The organism is Pseudonocardia terrae, assembly GCF_021343995.1.
GTDB classification, from domain to species: Bacteria; Actinomycetota; Actinomycetes; order Mycobacteriales; family Pseudonocardiaceae; genus Pseudonocardia; species Pseudonocardia terrae.
The window spans coordinates 80,419-102,964 of the sequence record NZ_JAJTTE010000021.1; the positions used below are offsets into that span (position 1 = coordinate 80,419).

Annotated in this window: 17 protein-coding genes, 1 tRNA gene and 4 pseudogenes; 16 read left to right on the top strand and 6 right to left on the bottom strand. The window is 72.4% G+C overall.

Annotation, left to right across the window (positions count from 1 at the left end):
• The first annotated feature begins 152 nt into the window (after nucleotides 1-152).
• From qcrB to qcrA, 3 genes are read left to right on the top strand one after another with little or no spacing between them, the layout of a single operon-like run.
• Nucleotides 153-1,649, top strand: a complete 1,497-nt coding sequence (gene qcrB / locus LWC33_RS16115) for a cytochrome bc1 complex cytochrome b subunit (RefSeq protein ID WP_233305204.1) — start codon at nucleotides 153-155, stop codon at nucleotides 1,647-1,649.
• Nucleotides 1,646-2,437, top strand: coding sequence for a cytochrome bc1 complex diheme cytochrome c subunit (qcrC, locus tag LWC33_RS16120; RefSeq protein ID WP_233305205.1), 792 nt, complete (start codon nucleotides 1,646-1,648; stop codon nucleotides 2,435-2,437). Before qcrB ends, qcrC begins: the two co-directional genes overlap by 4 nt.
• On the top strand, nucleotides 2,434-3,555 hold the full coding sequence (qcrA, locus tag LWC33_RS36050) for a cytochrome bc1 complex Rieske iron-sulfur subunit (protein WP_233305206.1): 1,122 nt from the start codon (nucleotides 2,434-2,436) through the stop codon (nucleotides 3,553-3,555). Before qcrC ends, qcrA begins: the two co-directional genes overlap by 4 nt.
• A gap of 16 nt (nucleotides 3,556-3,571) precedes the next feature.
• Here qcrA and LWC33_RS16130 read toward each other — a convergent pair whose 3' ends face one another.
• Both LWC33_RS16130 and LWC33_RS16135 read right to left on the bottom strand, forming a co-directional pair.
• Entirely contained in the window at nucleotides 3,572-4,351 is a 780-nt protein-coding gene (locus LWC33_RS16130) for an isocitrate lyase/PEP mutase family protein (RefSeq protein ID WP_233305207.1), read from the bottom strand.
• Nucleotides 4,352-4,576: 225 nt separating this feature from the next.
• Entirely contained in the window at nucleotides 4,577-4,720 is a 144-nt protein-coding gene (locus LWC33_RS16135) for a hypothetical protein (RefSeq protein ID WP_233305208.1), read from the bottom strand.
• 298 nt (nucleotides 4,721-5,018) lie between these two features.
• Between LWC33_RS16135 and LWC33_RS16140 the strand changes: the two genes are divergently transcribed.
• Nucleotides 5,019-5,681, top strand: a complete 663-nt coding sequence (locus tag LWC33_RS16140) for a class I SAM-dependent methyltransferase (RefSeq protein ID WP_233305209.1) — start codon at nucleotides 5,019-5,021, stop codon at nucleotides 5,679-5,681.
• Between the two features lie 68 nt (nucleotides 5,682-5,749).
• Here LWC33_RS16140 and LWC33_RS16145 read toward each other — a convergent pair whose 3' ends face one another.
• On the bottom strand, nucleotides 5,750-7,930 hold the full coding sequence (locus LWC33_RS16145; RefSeq protein WP_233305210.1) for a DEAD/DEAH box helicase: 2,181 nt from the start codon (nucleotides 7,928-7,930) through the stop codon (nucleotides 5,750-5,752).
• Between the two features lie 306 nt (nucleotides 7,931-8,236).
• On the opposite strand from LWC33_RS16145, the gene LWC33_RS16150 reads away from it, so the two are divergent.
• The 3 genes from LWC33_RS16150 to LWC33_RS16160 all read left to right on the top strand — a co-directional run bounded on the left by LWC33_RS16150 (nucleotide 8,237) and on the right by LWC33_RS16160 (nucleotide 10,459).
• Complete coding sequence (locus LWC33_RS16150) at nucleotides 8,237-8,554, top strand: hypothetical protein (protein ID WP_233305211.1); 318 nt, start codon at nucleotides 8,237-8,239, stop codon at nucleotides 8,552-8,554.
• 885 nt (nucleotides 8,555-9,439) lie between these two features.
• On the top strand, nucleotides 9,440-9,940 hold the full coding sequence (locus LWC33_RS36540) for a transposase (protein ID WP_233305212.1): 501 nt from the start codon (nucleotides 9,440-9,442) through the stop codon (nucleotides 9,938-9,940).
• Nucleotides 9,941-9,976: 36 nt separating this feature from the next.
• Nucleotides 9,977-10,459 carry a hypothetical protein gene (locus tag LWC33_RS16160; RefSeq protein WP_233305213.1) on the top strand — a complete coding sequence of 161 codons (483 nt, stop codon included), beginning with the start codon at nucleotides 9,977-9,979 and terminating at the stop codon, nucleotides 10,457-10,459.
• 17 nt (nucleotides 10,460-10,476) lie between these two features.
• On the opposite strand, the gene LWC33_RS16165 is transcribed toward LWC33_RS16160, so the two are convergent.
• The gene (locus LWC33_RS16165; RefSeq protein ID WP_233305214.1) at nucleotides 10,477-11,745 is read right to left on the bottom strand and encodes an HNH endonuclease signature motif containing protein; all 1,269 of its coding nucleotides are present in this window, start codon (nucleotides 11,743-11,745) and stop codon (nucleotides 10,477-10,479) included.
• A gap of 679 nt (nucleotides 11,746-12,424) precedes the next feature.
• On the opposite strand from LWC33_RS16165, the gene LWC33_RS36055 reads away from it, so the two are divergent.
• The 7 genes and pseudogenes from LWC33_RS36055 to LWC33_RS36550 form a co-directional block, all read left to right on the top strand.
• Nucleotides 12,425-13,087 (top strand): hypothetical protein, encoded by a 663-nt coding sequence (locus LWC33_RS36055; protein ID WP_233305215.1) that lies wholly within the window; start codon nucleotides 12,425-12,427, stop codon nucleotides 13,085-13,087.
• On the top strand, nucleotides 12,988-15,690 hold the full coding sequence (gene drmA / locus LWC33_RS16175; RefSeq protein ID WP_233305233.1) for a DISARM system helicase DrmA: 2,703 nt from the start codon (nucleotides 12,988-12,990) through the stop codon (nucleotides 15,688-15,690). The genes LWC33_RS36055 and drmA overlap by 100 nt, the downstream gene beginning before the upstream one ends.
• Nucleotides 15,691-15,760: 70 nt before the next feature.
• A pseudogene (locus LWC33_RS36745) lies at nucleotides 15,761-15,994 on the top strand (DUF8724 domain-containing protein); the annotation flags it as partial.
• A gap of 56 nt (nucleotides 15,995-16,050) precedes the next feature.
• On the top strand, nucleotides 16,051-16,614 hold the full coding sequence (locus LWC33_RS16180; protein WP_233305216.1) for a hypothetical protein: 564 nt from the start codon (nucleotides 16,051-16,053) through the stop codon (nucleotides 16,612-16,614).
• Nucleotides 16,595-17,053, top strand: a complete 459-nt coding sequence (locus LWC33_RS16185) for a hypothetical protein (RefSeq protein WP_233305217.1) — start codon at nucleotides 16,595-16,597, stop codon at nucleotides 17,051-17,053. Before LWC33_RS16180 ends, LWC33_RS16185 begins: the two co-directional genes overlap by 20 nt.
• Nucleotides 17,054-17,073: 20 nt before the next feature.
• Nucleotides 17,074-17,760 (top strand): annotated as a pseudogene (gene drmC / locus LWC33_RS36545) (DISARM system phospholipase D-like protein DrmC); the annotation flags it as partial.
• Between the two features lie 610 nt (nucleotides 17,761-18,370).
• Nucleotides 18,371-18,574: pseudogene (locus LWC33_RS36550) on the top strand (N-6 DNA methylase); the annotation flags it as partial.
• Between the two features lie 354 nt (nucleotides 18,575-18,928).
• Here LWC33_RS36550 and LWC33_RS36555 read toward each other — a convergent pair.
• A pseudogene (locus tag LWC33_RS36555) lies at nucleotides 18,929-19,594 on the bottom strand (AAA domain-containing protein); the annotation flags it as partial.
• Nucleotides 19,595-19,975: 381 nt separating this feature from the next.
• Nucleotides 19,976-20,049 (bottom strand) — tRNA-Leu (locus LWC33_RS16200).
• A 129-nt stretch (nucleotides 20,050-20,178) separates the two neighbouring features.
• Between LWC33_RS16200 and LWC33_RS16205 the strand changes: the two genes are divergently transcribed.
• Complete coding sequence (locus tag LWC33_RS16205; protein WP_232873643.1) at nucleotides 20,179-20,808, top strand: ANTAR domain-containing response regulator; 630 nt, start codon at nucleotides 20,179-20,181, stop codon at nucleotides 20,806-20,808.
• A gap of 486 nt (nucleotides 20,809-21,294) precedes the next feature.
• Nucleotides 21,295-22,527, top strand: a complete 1,233-nt coding sequence (locus LWC33_RS16210) for a branched-chain amino acid ABC transporter substrate-binding protein (RefSeq protein ID WP_233305220.1) — start codon at nucleotides 21,295-21,297, stop codon at nucleotides 22,525-22,527.
• Nucleotides 22,528-22,546 lie beyond the last annotated feature (19 nt).

A 22,546-nucleotide genomic window follows, 5' to 3' on the forward strand; every position in this document is an offset into this window, starting at 1 on the left:
TTGCGATCCGGGTCCCGGGTCGCGGTGCGGCCCCCCGCGCCCCACTCTTCCCGGCGGGACCGTGGTGCGTTTGGACCGTCCGGCCACGGGTACGGGCCGCTCACGCGGCCGGTGGTGGGCGGGGTCGACGGCGGAGGTGACGGGTGGGGCTGGTGGCGCGGAGCCTGGCGCGCGGGACCGCGAACGCGCTGGACCGGCGGTTGAGCATCGCCGCGGCGGCCCGGAGACAGGCGTCGCACGTGTTCCCGAAGCACCATTCGTTCTTCTGGGGCGAGTTCGCGCTGTACTCGTTCGTGGTGCTGGTGCTCTCCGGGGTCTACCTCTCGTTCTTCTTCGTGCCGGACACCCACGAGGTCGTCTACCTCGGCTCCTACCTCCCGGCCCGGGGCGAGTACATGTCCCGGGCCTACGAGTCGGCGTTGGACATCTCCTTCGACGTCCGCGGCGGGCTGTTCGTGCGGCAGTTGCACCACTGGGCGGCCGTGGTGTTCGTCGCGTCGATGGTGCTGCACATGTGCCGGAACTTCTTCACCGGTGCGTTCCGCCGGCCCAGGGAGCTGACTTGGGTGGGCGGTGTCGCGTTGCTGCTGCTGGGGATCTTCGAGGGCTACCTCGGGTACTCCCAGATCGACGACCTGCTGTCCGGACTGGGCGTGCGCATCATCTCCGGCCTGCTCCTGTCCATCCCGCTGATCGGGACGTGGCTGCACTGGATGGTGTTCGGCGGACCGTACGCCGGCGAGATCTGGATCTCTCGCTTCTACATCGCCCACGTGCTTCTCATCCCGGGCCTGCTCATCGCGATCATCGCGTTGCACGTCGGGCTGGTCTGGTATCAGAAGCACACCCACTTCCCCGGCCCCGGGGCCCGCGAGAAGAACGTCGTGGGGGAGCGTGCGGTGCCGGGATTCGGCACGAACACGATCGCGAACGGGCTCTGGGTGCTGGCGGTGCTCGGCCTGCTCGCCGGGGCGTTCCAGATCAACCCCGTCTTCCTGTGGGGCCCGTACGACCCGTCCGCCGCGTCGACCTATATCCAGCCCGACTGGTACGCGGGCTTTCTCATCGGTGGCCTGCGGCTGTGGCCGCGTGCGGAGATCCACCTGGGCTCCTACACCGTGCCCGCCCCGTTCTGGCCGGGGGTGTTCCTACCGCTGGTGATGTTCGCGCTGCTCGCCGCCTATCCCTTCCTCGAACGGTGGGCCAACCGGGACTGGCGCCATCACCAGCTGTTGCAGCGCCCGCGCGACAACCCGACCCGCACGGCCGTCGGGGCCATGGGACTGACCTTCTACGGCGTCCTGTTCGCCTCGGGCGCCACGGACGTGCTCTCGGCGACCTTCGACGTTCCCTTCGAACTGCTGGTGTGGGCGGGGCGGATCGGGGTGATCGTGCTCCCGCCGCTCGCATTCATGGTGACGAAGCGGATCTGCGTCGGCCTGCAGCGCGCCGACCGCGACGTGCTCGAGCGTGGGGCGCACACCGGGGTGCTGCAGGAGCGGCCCGACGGGGTCTACATCGAGGTCCGCCGCCCACCCGGCGGGGCGGACCGGGAGGGCCGGCCGATCCCGCTCGACTACGGCGGCGCCCGCGTGGACCAGCGGCCGGCCACCTCCCCCGAACCCGTCGGCGAGGAGCAGCAGCGATGACCCGTCGTGTACGGCACGCCCTGCTCGTCCTGGCGGCCCTGGTCGCGCTGGGCGGGGCGTACACGCTGCTCGTCCCCGCCCCGCAGACGGCGTCCGCGCAGTCCGGGCAGGCGCAGATCGACCAGGGGCGCGCGCTGTACGAGCAGGCCTGCATCAGCTGCCACGGCTCGAACCTGCAGGGCGCGCCGGACCGCGGGCCGAGCCTGGTCGGGGTCGGCGACGCCGCCGTCTACTTCCAGGTCTCCACCGGGCGCATGCCGCTGGCGCGCTCCGAGGACCGCGGGTACCGCAGGGTCCCCGCCCCCGAGTTCGACCCCGACACCGACCAGGGTCGGGCGAACCTGGCCGCGCTGGGCGCCTACATCCAGTCCGTCGGCGGCGGGCCGCAGGTGCCGGCCGAGACGGGGCCGCAGCTGATCGGCTCGGACGTCGGGCACGGCGGCGACCTGTTCCGACTCAACTGCGCCTACTGCCACAACTTCACCGGCCGCGGCGGGATCCTCGGGGCCGGCCGCTACCCGCCCCGGCTCGAGGCCGCGACCCCGGAGCAGATGTACACCGCGATGCTCAGCGGGCCAATGGCCATGCCGGTGTTCAGCGACAAGCAGCTCACGCCCGAGGAGAAGAAGGACATCATCGCCTACGTGCTGGCCGTGCGCGGTCAGAACAACGCCCCGGGCGGGTACGACCTCGGCGAGCTCGGCCCGTCGACGGAGGGTGTCATCGCCTTCCTGGTCGGCCTCGGGGCACTGGTCCTGGTCGCCGCGTGGATCGGGGCCCGTTCGTGAGCAGCGAGAAGGACCTCACCGGGCCCGAACTGCAGCGGATGAGCCGCAAGGAGCTGGTCGAGCTCGGCAACTCCCTCGACGGAGTTCGAGTCGCCGCCGAGGAGCCGGGCCGGGGCGCGGCCGACGCCCGGAGCGAGCGGCGCAGGCGCCGGCTCGTCACGCTGCTGCTGGTGGCGTCGCTGATGTTCGCCGGCGCCTTCATCTGGGTCTACAACCTGTGGCCCAGCGCCTACGTCCCGCCAGGCGCGCCCGGCCACACGACGTATCTCTTCTACACGCCGCTCCTCGGGATCACCTTCTTCGGCATGGTCGCCGCGCTGGCTGCCGCAATGGTGCTCTACGTCAAGAGCTTTTACCCGAACGAGGTCGCGGTGCAGGAGCTCGAGATCGGGCCCTCGCCCGAGACAGAGCGCTTCACCGCGGCCGCGACCTTCGCCGAAGCCGGTGAGCAGACCGGGTTCGGCCGCCGGACGATGGTCCGCCGGCTGGGGATCACCGCATTCGGCATCCTCGGTCTCGTCGGCGGGATGGTCGGACTCGGGGGGCTGGTCCGCAACCCGTGGGAGGGGCGCGACGACTCCCCGCTCTGGACCACCGGATGGAAGCCGATCGGCGGGGAGACGGTCTACCTGCGCATCGCCACCGGGGACCCGACCGACATCAGGCGAGTGCGGCCCGAGGACATCGACCAGGACGGCGTCGTCACGGTCGTGCCCTTCCGCGAGAGCGAGCGGGGCGACATCGAGAAGCTGCGCGACGCCGAGTCGTCCCCGGACAACCCGGTCCAGCTCCTCCGGCTACCGCCGGATACGCAGGTACGGAACCTCCCCGGCCGCGAGGACCTCCACCACGGCGACTTCTACGCCTTCTCCAAGATCTGCACGCACCTCGGCTGCCCGGCCACCCTGTACGACAGCCAGCAGCAGATCCTCCTGTGTCCCTGCCACCAGTCCGAGTTCGCCATCACCGAAGGGGGCCGCCCGATCTTCGGTCCCGCCGCCCGACCGCTGCCGCAGCTGCCGATCACCGTCGACGCCGACGGCTACTTCGTCGCCCGCGGGGACTTCCCGGACCCGGTCGGGCCGAGCTTCTGGGAGATCCGCCGCGGGAGCCACTAGCGGGCGTCTGGGGGCATCAGTTGAGTTTGCGGGTGTCGGCGGGCAGCCCGCCGCCGGCGTAGACGTCCTCGGCCAGCTTCGCCAGAGCGGTCAGCGCGGTGTTCTGGCTCCAGGGGCCGTAGGAGACGCGCGCGACGCCGAGCTTCTGCGCGGTCGCGAGCGGGATCGAGCCGGGCACGCCGATGAGGTTGACCGTGCGCTCGCCGAGCGCCTCCACCAGGCGTCCGACGGTTGTCTCGTCGAGCCTGCCCGGCACGAAGAAGGTGGTCGCCCCGGCGTCGAGGTAGGCGCGGCCGCGCTCGATCGCGTCGGCCAGGACCTCCTCGGGGTCCCGGTCGCCTGCCTTGAGGAACGCGTCCGTGCGGGCGTTGAGCACGAACGGCACACCGGCCTTCTCGCCGGCGGCGATCGCGGCCTCGACCGCCTTCACCGAGTCCGCCAGCGGCTTCATCCGGTCCTCGAGGTTCGCGCCGACGACGCCCACGTCGATCGCGCGGGCGATCGTGCCGCCGGGGTCGCCGTAGCCGGCCTCGAGGTCGGCGGTCACCGGGAGGTCGCCCGCGACCCGGGCGATCAGCCCGACCTCGGCGATCATCTCGTCGCGGGGGATGTTCTCGCCGTCCTCGTAGCCGCGGGAGGCGGCGATGCCGTGGCTGGCGGTGGCCAGCGCCTTCGTGCCGGGGGTCCGCGCCACGACCTGGGCGGTGATCGCGTCCCACACGTTGACGACGAGCAGGAGCTCGGGCGCCTCGTGCAGCCGGCGCAGGGTGGTGGCCTTCTCGACGATGCTGCTCATGATCGGACCGTAACCATCCCGGCGGCCGCGCGCCCACGGACCACCCGTACCGGTGGAGGTGTCGGGGTGCGGACATGAGTGGGCTCGGCCGGCGTGCCCTCCGGCCGAGCCCACGCGGCACCGGTCGGGGTCGGGTCCGAGCGGGATCCGATCGCCGGCCGGGCGTCCCCCTCCCACCGCCGCGGACACCGAGCCTGGCCCAGGCCTGGAACGGGTTCTAGGGACTTAAGTCCCGAGCGGGGGGACCCGGGACCCGACCGCTGTGAGCCGCACGGCCAGCGCGAACGCGGCGGTGTCGCCGAGCCCGGCGCCGTCGAGGAGCGCGGTGTCGAGACGGGGCCCCAGGGCGGCGCGGGCCGCGGCCTCCACCTGCCGTTCCCGCTCCAGGTCCGGGCCGAACGCGGGGGTGGCGCGCGGACCGCGACCCAGGTGTGGTTCCAGGACCCCGAGCGGTGCCAGTGCTCCAGCAGCGGCCGCAGCTCGGCGAGCGGGGCCCCGCCGCGCCGCACCGCCGAGGTGAGCAGGGTGTGCCGGGCGATCCCGGCGACGAACGCGGAGTCGGCCTCCTCCGCCAGCGCCACCGCGGCCCGCAGGTGCCCCGAGGCGCCCGGGTCTCCGCGCTCGGTCCGAGGACCTGCTCGCGGAGGCCTTCCGCACCGGTGGCGGGGTGTCGTGGGCGCAGCACGGTGCCGACGCGCGCGAGGCCCAGGCCGCCGCGAACCGGCCGATGTTCCTCGGCCCGCTGGGCCGCGAGTACCTGCCCGCGGTCCCCGACGTCGACGCCGCGCTGCGAGCCGCGGCCCGGGTCGCCGACGTCGGCTGCGGGCACGGCTGGTCCGCGATCGGGATCGCCCTGGCCTACCCCGAGGTGACCGTCGACGGCTTCGACCTCGACGCGCCGTCGATCGAGGCCGCCCGGCGCAACGCCCGCGAGGCCGGCGTGGCCGACCGGGTCCGGTTCCATGCGGCCGACGCCGGGACGGCCGACGGCACCTTCGACGTCGTGTTCGCCTTCGAGTGCATTCACGACCTGCCCGATCCCGTCGCGGTCCTGCGCGCGATGCACGGGCTCGGCGGCACCGTCGTCGTGATGGACGAGCGGGTGGCCGAGACCTTCACGGCACCCGGCGACGAGATCGAGCGGCTGATGTACAGCTACAGCCTGCTGTGCTGCCTGGCCGACGGGATGGCGCACGAGCACTCGGTCGGCACCGGCACCGTGATGCGCCCGGGCACCCTGCGCGGCTACGCCCGCGCGGCGGGGTTCGCGGACCTGGAGGTCCTCGGGATCGACGACGACTTCTTCCGCTTCTACCGCCTGGTGCGGTGACGCGTTCTACCGCCTGGTGCGGTGACGCGGGCGGCGGCGGAGCCGGTCCGCCGCCGCCCGCGGCCCGCTCACGCCAGGCTGCCTGCGCCCTGGAGGGCCGGGGCCGCCGTCAGGGCCTCGGTCAGGAGCGCGACCAGCGCCGCGTGCTGCACGTCGGCCGAGGACCCGACCTCCTCGTCCGAGCCGTCGAGGGCCTGGGCGGCGAGGCCGGCCTTGCCGTCGATCAGCTCGGCGATCCGGGCGTCGACGGTCTGCGCGGCGATGATGCGCCACGCCGTGACCGGCTCGGTCTGGCCGATGCGGTGGCTGCGGTCGATGGCCTGGGTCTGCTCGGCGGCGGTCCAGGACAGCTCGGCGAGCACGATGTTCGAGGCGACCTGGAGGTTGAGACCGACCCCCGCCGCCGTCAGCGAACAGACCGCGACGGCGACCTCCGGGTCGTTGACGAAGGCGTCGATGTTGCGCTGCCGCACGCCCGGCGTCTGGTCGCCGCGGATCGAGGAGAACCGCACACCCTGCCTGGCGAAGGTCTCCTCGGCGGCGTCCATGACGTCGACGTGCTTGGCGAAGAAGACCACCTTGCCCGCGCTGCGGGCGAGCTGGGCCGCGTAGTCCGCGGCGAGCGTCGCCTTGGCCTGGCCGATGCGCCGCATCATCGTGAAGACGTTGTCGCCGGACTTCGCCTCGGCCGCGTCCTTCTGCTCCCAGCGGGCGACCTGGCTGACCAGGTCGTGGTCGATGCCGTCGGGGGACGAGATGTCGGCGCCGGACCGGCGGGTGGCCAGCGCGTCCTCGTAGCGCGCCACGAGGCGGCGGGCCAGGTCGCGCTCGGCGGCCCGGATCGACCGACCCGCGGCCCCGTCGAGCTCGACGGGGAGGTCGGCGATGCGCCGGGCCGGGATGTCCGCGGCCACGTCGACCTTGCGCCTGCGGACGATGCCCCTGTCCACCACCGCGCTGCGGGCGGCGGGGTAGAAGCCGGGGTCGGCGGGGGTGAGGCCGGTGGCGGTGAGCGCGTCCATCAGGTCCGCGCGCGGCTTCGCGTCGTCGATCCAGCCGAGGAACTGCCAGATGGCGAGGAAGTCCTCGATGTCGTTGATCAGCGGCGTGCCGGTGAGGGCCATCATCAGCGGGTGCGGGGCGCGCGCGCGGATCCGGTCCGCGATCTCCAGGACGTGCTGCGAGCGTTGGGAGGACTTGTTCTTGATGAAGTGCGCCTCGTCGACGATCATCCCGCGGAAGCCGAACTCGCCGAGCCAGCCCGCGTGCCGGTCGAGCACCTCGTAGTTGACGACGACGATGTCGGCGAACCCGTCGACGGAGTCGCCGTTGCCCTGGACGGCGGTCGCGGGGCGCCGCGGCGTCCAAAGGCCGGCCTCACGGACCCAGTTCGTCTTGACGACGTTGGGCACGACGACGAGCAGCGGGTAGGCGTCGGACGCCTGCGCGGCGAGCAGCGCCTGCGCGGTCTTGCCCAGGCCGGGCTCGTCGGCGAGCAGGAAGGTCCGGTGACCCGCCGCGGCGGCGGCGACCAGCCGGGCCTGGTGCGGCATGAGCTCGCGGCCACCCGGCGCCGTGCGCGACGAGGGCGCCGGAAGATCCATGCAGGCCGTCGCGCCGGTGCTCGCGCGCTCGAAGGACCGCAGCAACGGCCCGAGCAGCTCCCAGCCGGTCAACGGCGTGGGCCGGGGTCCGCTCGGCCGCGCGGCGGAGAAGTCGGGGGCGAGGAAGGGGTTCGCCAGCTGCCGCGACACGACCGACTGCGGCACCACGCGGGGCTTGGTGGGCGCGGCCGGCACCTCGGCGGCGGGGACCTCGGGCTCCGGCTCGGGCGCGGTCTCGATGCCCGCCTTCTGCAGCACGGTCCGGGTGAGGGACCGGGCCTCGTCGGTGACGACGGCGTCCTCGTCGAGGAGCGCGAGCAGCGTCGGCTCGCGCACGGCGCTCATGGCGAGGGCCTTCGCGATCCCGTCGAGCCGCTTGAGCTGCTCGGTCCGGTGCCGCTCGCCGACGTTCTCCGCGCCCTTGACCCGGGCGCGCTCCTCGCGCAGCAGCAGCGCGACCGCCTGGAACTTCGTGCGGGTCGCAGGCGACACCCGGCCGCGGCGCAGCGCGGACTCGACCTCGCGCACGGAGCGCGCGAGGACCGACAGGACGTCCTCGCCACCGTGGTCGCCGTGTCCGCCGTGCCGGCGGTCGCGCGGGGCGGGGCGGCGAGCACGGGTCTGGGGCCTGCCTCGTCGAGCCAAGTACTCCTCCTCCTGGACGCCCGGCAGGGCGTGGTGCAGCCGTGCCGGGCACGGTGCAACGGCGGGTGGCGCCGCACAGCGGCGACGCCGCTTCCGCGGCCGGGCCCGTACACCTCTCGGTGGATCGGTGATCGGGCCTGTGTCTCGCACGGGCGGGGCGGACGATGCCGGCACCCGCGTGCGGTCACTGGTGTAGCGCCCCGGCGGGGCCGGATATTTCCCCGACCCTACCGTCCGGCGGTGCCACCCTGAGACACGAACCCGCACTACGCGGATTTTGCGACGCTGGCTTCACCCCATCGGCGCATGCGTGAAGGGGCCTCGCCAGCTGCCGGCGAGCGCGGGCAGCAGGCTCCCCGGATTCGCCTCGCGCAGCTCTGCCGCGCCCACGAGGTCGAGCTCGGGCTCGTGACCGACGGCCGCTGGTGGGTGCTGGTCCGCGCCCCGCGCGGCAGCGTGACCTCCCACGTGGTGTTCGACGCCGTCGGGTGGGGGGACGCATCGGACCGGGACGTCGTGCGGGCGTTCCTGTCCTTCCTGCGCCGCACCCGGTTCTTCGCGTGCCGGAGGCCGAGCGCCTGCCCGCGCTGCTCAAGCGCAGTGAGGACAGCCAGGAGGACCTGACCGACGCCCTCGGCGTGCAGGTCCGGCAGGCCGTCGAGCTGCTCGTGACGGCGATCGGCCGCGCCGACGTGCTGGCCGGCGGGAACACCCTCACCCATGTCTCGGCGCACGACGTCTACCGCGGCGCCGTCTCCGTGATGATGCGGATCGTGTTCCTCCTGTTCGCCGAGGAACGCAGGCTGCTGCCCAGCGACAACGAGCTCTACGCGACCGCGTACTCGGCGAGCCGGCTCGGCGCGGAGCTGGAGCAACGGGCGCTCGAAGGCTCCGAGGACGAGCTGGAGACCTCGACCGCCGTCTGGCACCGGCTGCTCGCCCTGTTCCGTGCGGTGCACGACGGCATCGAGCACCCCCGGCTGACGCTCACCGCCCACGACGGCTCGCTCTTCGACCCGGACGACTACCTCTGGATGCCGAAGTCGATCGACGACCGCACGGTCCTGCACATGCTGCGCGCGGTGCAGTTCGTGGAGGTCGGCAAGGGGAAGAACCGCGAGCGGCGCACGCTGTCCTTCAGGCAGCTGGACGTGGAGCAGATCGGCTATGTCTACGAGGGCCTGCTGTCCTTCGAGGGCTTCCGGGCATCGGACGTCGTAGTCGGTCTCACCGGCAAGCCGGGCCTCGAGGAGGAGGTGCTGCTCTCCGACCTGGAGAAGATCCCCGCCGACTCCTTGGTGGCCACGATCGCGGAGAAGTACACGTCCTCCGGCATCGGCTCGGTCGCGGCACTGACCAAGAAGCTGGTCCCGCTCGCCGCCGACGAGCGCGAGGAGGCTCGCAAGAAGTACCTCGCCGTGACGAACCGGGACTACGAGCTGGCGGATCCGCCTGGCCGCGGTCCAACTGCTGGCCCTGCACGAGGCCCGCCGCGGCTGGGAAGCCCGGATGGGCGAGCTGCTGCTCGGCGGTCGACGCACCGGCCGCGATCACACCGTCAAGGACCCCGACCCGGGGAAGGCCTTCCCAGGCGGGGCGATCTACCTGAGCTTCCCCGGCCTGGGAGACCGCCTCGCAGCTCGGGTCGCCGGCGAGATCGGCGAGCACATCGAGCAGTTCGACTCCCCGAACGGTCTGCAATGCTACGCCGGCCGCGCCCCGGTCACCCGACGCTCCGGGAAGAGCGACTTCGTCGCCAGACGCCTCGCGCCCAACCGGTATCTCGGCGACGCCGTGCACCAATGGGCGTTCTGCAGTCTCACCCAGAGCGGTTGGGCCCGCGAATTCTACGACGCCAAGATCGCCGCTAAGAAATCCCACCACAATGCGCTCCGCGCTCTCGGGAACCGCTGGCTGGAGATCCTCTGGCACTGCCTCACCCGAAGAATCCTCTACGACGAGGACGTCCACGTCGCCAACCGCAACCGAGCCCTCGGACGAGCAGCCTGACCCGAAGGTTGACAGAGGGTGTCTCGTGCCTCCTCCATGAAGGCGGACCTCCGTTGCACCCCGTCCGACGTATTCGAGACGCTTGCCCTTCCTACTCTCACGCAGGACTTGCGGGATGGTGGGGAACGGCTAGACGCCTACCGCCGCGACGTCATGCTCTCCCGGCAGACAGGCCTAACCAAGACGTACAACCTCGTGTTCGACCCGTCAGTCCACGACGAGGACATCGCGGAGTTGCGCCGAATTCACAAGGCGATCGATGAGGCGACTGTGCGCGCCTACGACTGGGACGACCTGCTCGACAAGCTCGACCACGGCTTTCGTCCCGCCGGCCGCGATCTCCGCTACACGATCGGACCAGCGGCGCAGCGCGAGATCCTCGACCGGCTGCTCGAGCTCAACCACGAGCGGTACGCCGAGGAAGTGGCGCAGGGGCTGCACGACAAGAGGAAGGGCGCGAAGAAGCCTGTCAAGAAGCCGACAGCGCGGCAGCCCGACGATGCCGAGGGGCTGTTCTGATGGCCCCGGCCGAACTTCTAGCCGACCGGGGCGGGGGTGGGCCGTCTTCGGGGTCTTCGGCTGCGGTCGATCCAGCTCGGCGGGATGAACTCGGGCAGGCCGTTCACCATCCGCACTTCCCACAGCGAGTGGTGGATGAGGCGGTGGTGGGCGCTGCACAGCATCACGAGATTGCCCAGCTCGGTGGGCCCGCCGTTCGCCCACTCGACGACATGGTGGACCTCGCACCAGGAAGGCGGGCGGTCGCAGCCCGCCCAGGCGCAGCCGCCGTCTCGCGCGGTGACCGCGCGGCGCAGGCCGTCCGGGACGGTGCGGGAGATGCGGCCGACGTCGAGCGGGACTCCGGTGGAGGACAGGACCATCGGGACCACCGCGGCGTCGCAGGCAAGCTGGCGGAGGGTGGCAGCGGACAGTGCGCCGCCGAACTCCAGGGACGCGGCCGCGGCGCGGCGTTCGAGGTCCTCCAGGCGCACGGTGACCACGAGCTGGGGGCGGCGGCCGCCGGTCTCGGGGAGGCGGCCGCGGTCGAGCACCTGGGCGCAGGCTTCGGCGAGGGCTTCGGCCTGGCGCTGGGGGACGGGCCGCTCGTCGTCCGGATCCCGGGGGGCGGCGCCGGCGTCGATCACGGCGGCGATCGCGGCGAAGAGCGCGGCGTCGTCGTAGCGGCCGGTGATCTTGCCGCCGGGCCGGGTGCGGAAGCGGGAGAGGCGCAGCTCGTTGAGCTGCACCGGCTCGTCGGAGGGCTCGGCGCCGTCCTGGTCGAGGAGCTCGACCAGCTGCATGCCCCAGGTGTGGAGCTCGGTCGGGGTCATGGCGCCGGTCTGCCCGGCGAGCTGGATCTCCGCGCCCGCCCATTGTTCCGGGGTGAGTCGGGTGGCAGGACCGCTGCTGAGCACACGGGCGATGGTTTCGACGTGGCGCAGGCTCGCGGTGCCGTCGGCGAAGACGGTCGCGGTGGCGGGCATGCGCGCGGGCAGCTCCTCGCCGCCCAGGCCGACAGTGGGACAGACGCTGTCGGCGGCGACCACACGGCGTCGGGACTCGAAGCGCTCCCAGCCGAGCAGGTCCGACAAGGCGCCCGCGGCGGAGCGGTAGCCGCGGTCGGCGAAGGTACCGCGGCGCTGCAGGTCCGCGGTCACGTCGACCATGATCCGGTCCAGTGCCCGCCGGGTCTCCTCGGCGACGGCCAGGACGCCTACGAGCTCGTCCGGAGTCGCGGTGGGACCGGTCGCGGCGCGTAGCGCCGAGAGGGCCACGGTGAGGCTCTCGTGTGCGGCGCGACGCATGCCCTCAGGATATCCGAACGGGCGTTCGAGCGTTGGCCCATCGTCGCAGCTCAGCCGCCTCTCGCCGCACCGATGGCGGGTCGCCATGGATTGGCGAGAAACAGTGTCACCGTTCGTCGCGGCTCGTCCGCCGCTCCCCACGATCATGCTCGGTTCGCATGCCATGACCTCGCAGGAGCGTGCCCATGAACCCCCTGTTCGACGATCCTCGCGGCGAGCAGGAGGAGCTCGTCAACCCGCTGGACGTGCCCCAGGAGTTCAGCGGCGCCTCGTCGTACGACGTCCGCGACACACTGCAGGACCTGATCGAGCGCGATCTCCTCGGCCCGTGGGACGGGGAGGATGAGCGGTTCACGCCCAACGTCCGCGGCCCACGCGACCGCTACCTCGTCGGCATGCTCGGGCCGAAGGCGATGTCGAAGTCCGTCGTCGAGCAGGCGGACCGGCTGCCGGAGACCGAGTCCGGGGTGTACGGCGACGGCGAGGCGGACCTGCCGGAGGTTCCCACAGCCCAGATCGTCGGGCGGCTGTGGGCCTCGTCGATGGGGATGACGTTCGTGGTGCCGGCCGAGGTGTACCGGCTCGTAGTCAAGGCGGAATGGGGCACCTACGCCGGGAGCGTGGGACGGACGAGAAGGGGAAGCCGACTTCCACCTGGTACCGCACGCCCGAGCGCACCGTGGAGATCACTCTCGACGAGGCCTCCGATCGCTATGGGCTGCTGCAGGAGGACCCCTACGAGAAGGAGACGGTGTTCCTCTCGGTCGAGGTCCGGCCGCGCGACGGAGAGCGGGTGGTCCAGCTCGTGCTGGTGAACGGGCAGCGGGAGCCCGAGCGCGGCGCCGACCCGTTCTGGATCTTCCAGCCGAAGCTGACCGTGACCGCCCACACGGGTGACCGGCCGGACGTCTTCGTCCCGGTCGACGACCCCGCGGCCGGCGGGCAGGTCGGCGACGACGCCGAGGACCTGCACCTCGACCTGCTCTACCGTCATCACCTGCGGTTCGCGGTGGCGCAGAACGTCTCCGTCGACGCGCGGGCCGTTCCGCGGAGCAGGCGCGCCGACCTGTTGCAGACGACCTGGCTCCCGGTTTCGGACGTGCCGTCGACCGTGGCGGGGGCGGCAGGCTCGGCGGTGCTCGCGATGGACACGCTCGCGACCGCGGACGCCGCGGGCCTGCGCGCGGGCCTCGCCCCGCTGCCGACGGCTATGCGAACTGGCTGGACGAGCAGGAGGCTGCGATCCCCGGGCTCCCGCCGCACCTGCAGCAGAGCGCGACCACCGCGGTGGCGACCGGGCGGAAGGCCGCGGAGCGGATCCGCGAGGGCATCGCGCTGCTGAGCGAGCGGGACCGCGCGGGTCACGCCACGGCGTTGTCCGCCTTCGGATTCATGAACGAGGTCATGGCGCTGCAGCGACGGCACACCGCGGTGACCCGGATCCGCGAGGAGCGCGGCCTGTCCTACGAGGCGGCGCTCGCGGAGGTCGAGGCCCCTAGCAACGCGACCTGGCGGCCGTTCCAGCTGGCGTTCGTGCTGCTCGACCTGCCCGCGCTGACCCAGCCGGAGCACCCGGAACGGGAGGCGTCCGGGGACGCCGTCGTCGACCTGCTGTTCTTCCCGACCGGTGGTGGCAAGACGGAGGCCTACCTCGGCCTCACCGCCTACACGTTCGCGATCCGGAGGCTGCAGGGGCTCGTCGGGCAGGGCCTCGACGCCCGGAACGGCGCGGACGGCGTCGCCGTGCTCATGCGCTACACGCTGCGGCTGCTCACCGCCCAGCAGTTCCGACGTGCGGCGGCGCTGGTGTGCGCGGCCGAGGTGGTCCGGGCGCGGGACGAGGAGCGGTGGGGTCGGACGCCGTTCCGCATCGGGCTCTGGGTCGGCGGTGGCGTCTCCCCGAACTGGTACGACGAGGCCGCCACCCAGATCGCCGACGCCCGCGAGGCGGGCCGGGACCAGCGCGTCAACGTCCTGCAGACGCTCACGTGCCCATGGTGCGGCACGACGTTGGCCGGGCACCGCGACCTCGTGCCGGACGACACGGCGCGACGGGTGTTCCTCTTCTGCCCCAACGCCGAGGGCGACCAGGCGTGCCCCTTCTCGAAGACCCGGTCGACGGAGGGCCTGCCGGTCCTCACCATCGACGAGGAGATCTACCGGTACACGCCCGCGTTGGTGATCGCGACCGTCGACAAGCTCGCGCAGCTGCCGTGGCGCGGGTTCGCCGGGGCGCTCTTCGGCCGGGTCCGCGCGCAGTGCCCGCGGCACGGCTACCGGCACGCCGATCTCGACGCCCGCACGCACTGCCGGGACAAGCATCAGGCCAAGGGCCGGTGGGAGGCGGTCAGCAGCCGGAACGTGGTGCGGCTGCGGCCGCCGGACCTGATCATCCAGGACGAGCTGCACCTGATCTCCGGCGCGCTGGGCACCACGGTGGGCCTCTTCGAGCCCGCGGTGGACGAGCTCAGCACCGGGAAGGCGCCGGGCGGGCAGCTCGTACGCCCCAAGATCGTCGCGTCGACAGCGACCACCAAGCGCGCCCGCGAGCAGGTCCTCGGGGTGTTCGGGCGCAGGCTGGAGATCTTCCCGCCGCCGATGCTCGACGTGGCGGACACCTACTTCTCCACGCAGGTGGACGTCACGCCGACGACGCCGGGACGCCGCTACCTCGGCATCTGTGCCCACGGCGTCCGCCTGAAGTCCGCGGAGATCCGGCTCGCCGAGATCCTGCTGCTCGCCGCGCAGACCCTGTTCGACGAGCACGGGGAGGCCGCCGACCCGTACATGACGCTCGTCGGCTACTTCAACGCCACGCGCGAGCTGGCGGGCATGCGTCGCTACATGGACGACGACGTGACCACGCGGGTCCGGCGGCACGGGAGGTTCAAGGACCTCTCGAACCGGCTGCAGGGCACGCGCATGCTGGAGATCGCCGAGCTGACCTCGCGGATCTCGTCCGCGGACATGAGCGCGGCGCTCAAGCAGCTGGAGATCGCGTTCGATCCGGAGCTGGACACGACGGCGCGGCGGGCGGGTATCGCAGCGGACATCCGGGAGCGCAAGGCGTCGGCGAAGGACTCGAAGGGGCGGCCGCAGCGGCAGGCGCACGAGCTGTCCGACCGGTACGCGGCGCGGTCGCGGGCGGGCGCCCTGCCCGTGGACGTCGTGCTCGCGACGTCGATGCTGCAGGTCGGGGTGGACGTCTCGCGGTTCGGGCTGATGGTCGTGACGGGGCAGCCGAAGAACACCGCGGAGTACATCCAGGCCTCTTCCCGCGTCGGCCGTGACGCAGCGCGCCCGGGGCTGGTCGTCACGCTCTACAACTGGGCACGGCCCCGCGACCTCGCCCATTTCGAGGACTTCGGCCACTACCACGCGACCTTCTACAAGCAGGTCGAGGCGCTGTCCGTCACGCCGTACACGCGGCGGTCGCTGGACCGGACCACCGCGGGGATGCTCGTGGCCGCGGTGCGGAACGTCGCGGACGAGTACTCGCACAACGACGAGTACTCGCACAACAAGGACGCGGCGACGGTGCCGCTCGACGGCGAGGTCGTCGAGGGCGTGGTGGAGCGGATGCTGGCGCGGGCGCAGCGCGTCGGACAGAACCGTGGGCGCATCTACCTGCGCGAACGGCTCAGCGCTTCCTCGACGAGTGGAAGCGCTGGCAGGGCGCGCCCGACCGGTCCATCGGCTACGAGAAGTCCAAGCGCGGGGACTCGCTGCTCAATCCGCTGCTGTTACGGGCGGGGAGTGGGGGCTAGGGGGACCGGACCGTCGCGATGTCGATGCGGGAGACGGAGAACGAGATCAACCTGCTCGTCTCCGCCGACCTGCGGACGCCGGAGTTCGACGCGGCCGACCGGGAGTTCCGGCCGTCGGACGGCGAGGCCGAGGTGGAGAGCGAGCCCGACGGCGACGAGGTCGGCGACAGCACGCTGAGCGGGAGGACCGCGCGATGAGTGAGGGACAGCATCGGCGCCGCGTCGGCGCGGTCCGGCCGAGCCACCTCATGTTCACCAGCGGCATCGGCTCGCTGGTGGGCCTGGCGACGTTCCAGTTCGTCAACGACATCGCGCAGCGGCCGCACGAGGCCCGCTTCGTGCACGCGGACTGCCCGCGCTCGCGCAAGCGCCCGCTCGCCGTTGCCGCGCGTTTCGTGCTCAGCTGCCGGAACGGCCACCTCGACGACTTCCCGTACCGCCAGTTCGTGCACCACGGCGCGCCGTGCGCGAACGCGCCGAAGCCGCGGCTGCGGATGCAGGACCGTAGTGCGAACGTCGGCGCGAACGTCGAGATCCAGTGGGGGCGTCGAACCAGTGGTTCGCCCGGACGCTCTCCGCACTCGCGGTCCCGCGGACGGGAGAGAGCGAGCTGGCGGCCAAGGTCGCCGAGCTGTGGCTCCATCTCGAGACGTGTCCGCGGGTGGCTCTGCCCTACGCCCGCGCGAACGTCGAGCCCCTGAAGTTCGGGCTCGCGGAGTGGAGCGACGAGATCTGGGAGGCGATGGACTCCCACCGCGCCCACCTCGACATCGCCGAGGACGGGACGGCCGAGGAGGGCTTCCCGGACCTGCAGGCCGAGGAGTGGGCGATCTTCGCGGCGTCCCGGCACCCGGCGCCCACCCCGGACTTCACGCTGCACCGGCAGGACGTGCCCGCCGAGCTCAGCGGACACCTCGACGACCTGGTCCAGGTGGAGCGGCTGCGGGAGGCCCGGGCCCTGGTCGGCTTCACCCGGCTCGATGCGCCGGACCCGGAGGACCCCGATTCGTCCCGACGGCGCCGCTGGGGCGCGCGGAGCATCTCGACTGGGTGCCCGCCACCGAGGTCCGGGGTGAGGGGCTGTGTTCATCAAGCTGCCTGAACCATTACTGCAGCAGTGGGAGCAGCAGGTCGCGGAGTCCGAGGTCGTCGTCGCCCATCGCGAGGCCTACCGGCGGTACCGGACCAACCGACGCTCCGACCGGCTGAAGGGGACCTTCAAGCCTCTCGCCGGATGGCCCGGTGCCCGGGTTCCGGACAGCGAGGGCACGCTCGGCGGGCTGGTCTCGCTCGGCGAGCCACGCACGTTCACCCGGGTGTTCCGGCGGGCGCTCGCGGACGCGCACCGCTGCTCGTCGGACCCGTTGTGTTCGGAGCGCATCCTCACGGCTCCGGCGGACTTCCTCCACGGGGCCGCCTGTCACGTGTGCCTCTTCGTGTCCGAGACGACCTGCGAGCGCGGCAACCGCTTCCTGGACCGCCGCTTCGTCGTGCCGATCGACCCCGCCTTCCCAGCCGTCTACCCGGACGCCGTCCGGTGACGAAGCCTGCGGAGTCGCCCATGGGCACAGCGAGGTCGTTCGCCGAGGCCGCCGTCCGGCTCGCCGACGAGGTCGACCCCGGGTTGCTGGAGGACCTCGCGGAGGCGGTGTCGGACGATCCGGCGCGCGAGCACGCGATGGTGGCCGCCGTCGTCCGGCCGGACGACGCCGAGTTCTGCCGAGCGGTGCTGCGCGCCCGATGCTCCGAGGGGCGCGGGGTGCTCGAGTCGGCGGCCTACCTGCGCGGGGTCGCGGCGGCGTACCGACACCGGACGCGGACGGAGTCCGTCGAGGCGGTGTGGAGCGGACCGCACCTGCACGAGGTGCCGTTGCGGTCGACCGCGGCGGTGCTCGTCGACGTCGTGCGGCGGGCGCGCGGCACCCTCTGGCTCACGACGTACTCGGCCGGCGCCTACCCGCCGCTGCGGGAGGCACTGGTCGACGGCCGGACGCGCGGGGTGCGGGTCCGCGTCCTGGTGGAGACCCTGCAGGGGGCGGGGAGCGCGCTGAACGGGGACCAACCCGGCAAGGCCTTCCTCGGCATCCCCGGCCCGGAGCTCTGGCAGTGGCCGGTCGACCGGCGCCCGGACCGGTCCACCCGGATGCACGCCAAGATCGTCCTTGCCGACGCCCGGGAGATGCTGGTGTCCAGCGCGAACCTCACCGCCGCGGGGGCGGACCGCAATCTGGAGGCGGGGATCCTCGTCCGCGGGGGACCGCCCCGCGCCGCGCCGCCGAGCACCTGGACCGCCTCGCGGCAGGCGAGGACCTCCGGCCGTTGTTCGTGGGCGCCCGGCGAGCGAGCCCACGATCGCCTCGGCCGACATGGCGCGCGGCTCGCGGGAGTCGGGCGAGCCGCCGTGAGCAACAGGCGGCGACGCTTCGGCGACTTCCCCCAACCCGTCGGGGGATCCGCCGCGAGCCCGCTCTACCGACTCGCGGACGTCGAGCGACGGCTGCGCGACCACGGCCGCACGGCGGAGATCTCGCCGCTGGACCGGGTCTGGCAGCGCATGCGGTCCGGTGTGGACGACCATCGGCTCGGCGAGGTCGTGGGTGACCACCCCGGCGGTGGTCTGTCGGCTCGCCGCCGAGCTCGCCGAGGTCCGCGGGCGGACGGTGCTGGATCCGGCCTGTGGCACCGGCGGTCTGCTCGCGGGGCGATCGAGGGCGGCGCGTCCGAGGTGTGGGGTATCGACGTCGACGAGGCGGCGGCCCGGATCTCGGCCGGACGCGTGCTCGCCGAGCGGGCGCACGGTCGGGTTGCGCGCGGACTCGCTGCGCGCCGACCCGTGGCCCGGCCGCCGGTTCGGGGCGGTGCTGTGCGAGCCGCCGTTCGGGGACCGGGACTGGGGTTACGAGGAGCTCGCGGCGGACCCGCGCTGGGAGCTCGGGTTGCCGCCGCGCGGGGAGCCGGAGTTGGCGTGGCTGCAGCACTGCCTCGCCCACGCCGAGCCGCGGGCGGCCGTCGTACTGGTGCTGCCGTCGTCGGCCGCGGTGCGGCGCGCCGGGCGTCGGATCCGCTCGACGCTGGTCCGCAGCGGTGCGCTGCGCATGGTCGCCACCCTGCCCGACGACGTCGGCCGCGCGCTGGACCTGTGGCTCTTGCGTAAGCCCGCGGCGGGGGAGCAGGCCCCGGGACGTCCTGTTCCTCAGCGTGGGGATCGACGAGATCAGGTCCCGCTGGCGGGCGTTCGCCGCGGACCCGGCGTCCGCCGACGCACCCGGATCACGGCGGGTGGCACCGCTCGAGCTGCTCGACGACGACGTCGACCTCTCACCCGCCCGGCACGTCCCGCCCACCGACGTTCCGGTCGACCTGGACGCGCTCGCCGCGGCCGTCGACACGGCGTCGAGATTTCGGCGGATCGTGCTGGCGGCGTCGTCGGCGTCGTGCTCCTGCGCGGTCGACGCGATCCGTTCGACGGCGACCCGCAGGTCCGACATGTCCTCCCGGGACGACCCGACCACGGCGACGGCCAGCGGCTGGATCGCCTCGGGCAGCTTCTCCCGCACCTCCTTGAGCGCTCGGCCGGTCTGCGCGGTGACGAGGATCCGCTTGCCCTGGGCGAGCAAGTGGGTGATGAGGACTGCCGCGGTGTGGGTCTTGCCGGTCCCGGGCGGACCCTGGATGAGGGTCTGCGCGGTGCTGGCCGCTGGCCACCCGCCGGAGGATCTGGAGCTGTCGGTCGTTGACCGGCAGCGGCAGGAACGGGTCGTCGTCCACCCGCACCACGGCGCCGCCGGCGTGCTCGCCGTCCGCCGTCCCCGCGGGCTCGTGGTCGGCGTCGACGAGGGGGCGGATGCCGTCGGGCACCTCGCCGGCCTCACGCAGCTGCTCCACGATGCGACGGAAGATCTCCAGCAGGCCCTTCTGCAAACGCCGGCGGAGCAGGAGGGCAGGCGCGAACGAGGTGACGGGCGAGGCACCGGGCGTGGTGGGGTCGTCGGTGTCCAGGAATCGGGCGTCGGCGGCGAGCTGGTGGGTGAGCGTGCGCCCCAGCTCGCCCATCCGGTCCCGGTCCATGGGGTGCGCGTCACTCTCGCGTGCGCGGTCGCGCAGCTCGTTGACGAGCTTCGGCTGGCCGATCAGACCCGGGTCGAGCATGTCCAGCTCCAGCACGGAGCCTTCGACGGAGTCGTCGACGAGCACGGTCAACCGGCCCGAGTCCTCGTCGAAGTCGATGCGCGCCGCGGTGGTGAGCAGGTGCCGGCGGACCCGACCACCGCTCGGTGCTGTCCAGGCGAGCAGGCTGGTCCCGACGACGAGCTCCAACTCCTCGGGATGACCCGCGGCGGGGACGTGGGCGGAGAACAGGTCGTTGTAGTAGTCCCGGACCGGCCGGTCGCGCAGCTCGTGGCTTCGTGGCCAAGAGCCTTGGGCTTCGGTCCCGAGTCCTGCGCCTCCGCAGGCGACGGCGGTGCCCCCGGTGAGACTCGAACTCACACTGGGCGGATTTTGAGTCCGCTGCCTCTGCCGATTGGGCTACGGGGGCCGCCAGGTCGCCGACTGTGTTCTCGCTCGCGTCGCACGGGATCACACGCGCAGGGCAACCTGGATGCAACCCTATCGTCGCTACCCTGGGTCCTTGCGTTCGACCCGCACGCCTAAGGAGAACCCACCCGTGAGCCAGCCAGTGTCCGAGGACAAGACGACCGACGACGGACCCGCCGTCGGCTGGCGCGTCCTCGTGGTGGAGGACGAGGCGCTGATCCGCCTCGACCTGACCGAGATGCTCGGGGAAGAGGGATACCAGATCGCGGGCGAGGCCCCCGACGGTGAAGCGGCCATCGAGATGGCCCGCGACCTCAAGCCCGACCTCGTGATCATGGACGTCAAGATGCCGAAGAAGGACGGCATCGAGGCGGCCGCCACGATCGTCGAGGAGAAGATCGCGCCCGTCGTCATGCTCACCGCCTTCAGCCAGCGCGACCTCATCGAGCGCGCGCGCGACGCCGGCGCCATGGCCTACCTGGTCAAGCCGTTCGCCCGGCACGAGCTGGTGCCCGCGATCGAGCTCGCCGTCTCCCGCTTCGCCGAGAAGCGCGCGCTCGAGGACGAGGTCGCCACCCTGAACGAGCGCTTCGAGACCCGCAAGGTCGTCGACCGCGCCAAGGGTCTGCTGATGGCCAAGCAGAACATGACCGAGCCCGAGGCCTTCCGGTGGATCCAGCGCACCGCGATGGACCGCCGCACCACGATGAAGGCGGTCGCCGAGGCCGTCATCGAGGGGCTCGCCCCCGCGAAGGGCTGAGCGGAGCCCGCGGAGCGGGCATCCGCGCCGAGCGGAGCCCGCGGAGCGAGCATCCGGCGCTGAGCGGAGCCCGCGGAGCGGGTATCCGGCGCTGACCGTCCGCACCGGCCCACCCGGTCGCAGCACGTCACCACGAGGCCGTCCCGGCAGACCGCCGGGGCGGCCTCGCCGTGTTCTCCGGGTCCCTGCGAAGATCGTTCACCCGGCGGTAATGACCCCCGTGCAGTGCGACCTTCGCCACGTGCTACCGGCGTCTGCCCTGGTCAGCGCGTTGTCGCTTGATAACGATCTGATAACTCCGCACATTGGGTGAGGCTGCGGTCACTCTGGGCGATATCCGGTTGCGGTCTGGTAAAGCTGCCGCCGCTCGGGATGACGGGGCACCCGCCGGTGACCTAACGTCCGCGGCGCTTCCGGCGTCTGTCCGGGGGCCCGGCGGGCGCTCGGGGGACCGCCGTCGACGTGGTCGGCACGGAAGGACAGAACATGAGTCGGACGCGGAAGGTCGCAGCGACCGCCGCCCTGCTCGCGGGGGCCCTCGCGCTCACCGCGTGCAGCACCAACCGTCAAGAGGCGACCGGCGGGGGCGGTGGTTCCTGCGACACCAGCAAGGGGACCCTCGTCGTCGGCTTCATCGCCCCGCTGTCCGGCAGCCTCTCGGCGCTGGGCCTGGGCATGAAGAACTCCACCGACCTCGCGGTGAACCAGGCCAACCAGAACTGCACCGTGCCCGGCTACCGACTCGCCCTGCAGGCCGAGGACGACCAGGCGACCGCCCAGATCGCCGGCCAGGCCGCCACCAAGCTGGCCTCGGACCCGAACGTCGTCGGCGTGATCGGGACCCTGAACTCCTCGACCGCCCAGTCGGCGGCGCCGATCCTGGCGCAGAAGAAGATCGTCGAGATCTCCCCGGCCAACACCAACCCGGCGCTGACCCAGGGCGACAACTACCAGACCGCCCCGGAGCGGCCGAACGCCACGTACTTCCGCACCGCCACCACGGACGCGATCCAGGGCCCGTTCGCGGCGCAGTACCTCGTGCAGAAGGCCGGCAAGAAGAACATCGCGGTCATCGACGACGGCAAGACCTACGGCGCGGGCCTCGCGTCGCAGTTCGCCACCGAGGCGCAGAAGCTCGGCGCGAACGTGGTCGCCCGCGAGAAGGTCGGCGAGAAGGACACCGACTTCTCCGGCGTCATCGCCAAGATCCGCCCGTCGAACCCCGACGCGGTCTACTACGGCGGTGAGTACCCGGTCGCCGGCCCGCTGTCGAAGCAGCTGGCCGACGCGGGCCTCAACGTCCCGCTGATGGGCGGCGACGGCATCGTCGACAAGACCTACGTCTCGCTCGGCGGTCGCCAGGGCGACCTGGCCACGAACGTCGGCGCCCCGCCGGAGCAGCTGCCCAGCGCGAAGGCCTTCATCGACGCCTACTCCGCGGCCAAGTACTCCGAGCCGTACAGCGCCTACGGCGCGCTGACCTACGACGCCGCCAACGTCCTCATCCAGGGCGTGGCGAAGGCGGTCGGCAACGGCACCTTCTCCGACGCGACCCGGGACGGCCTCGTCTCCGCGGTCCAGGCCACCAACCTCCAGGGCGCGACCGGCGCCATCTCCTTCGACCAGTACGGCGACACCACCAACAAGGTGCTGACCGTCTACTCGGTCCAGGGTGGCGAGTTCCAGCCGCTGGAGACGGGCACGTTCCCGACCAGCTGACGCGCGTCCCCCGACCCGG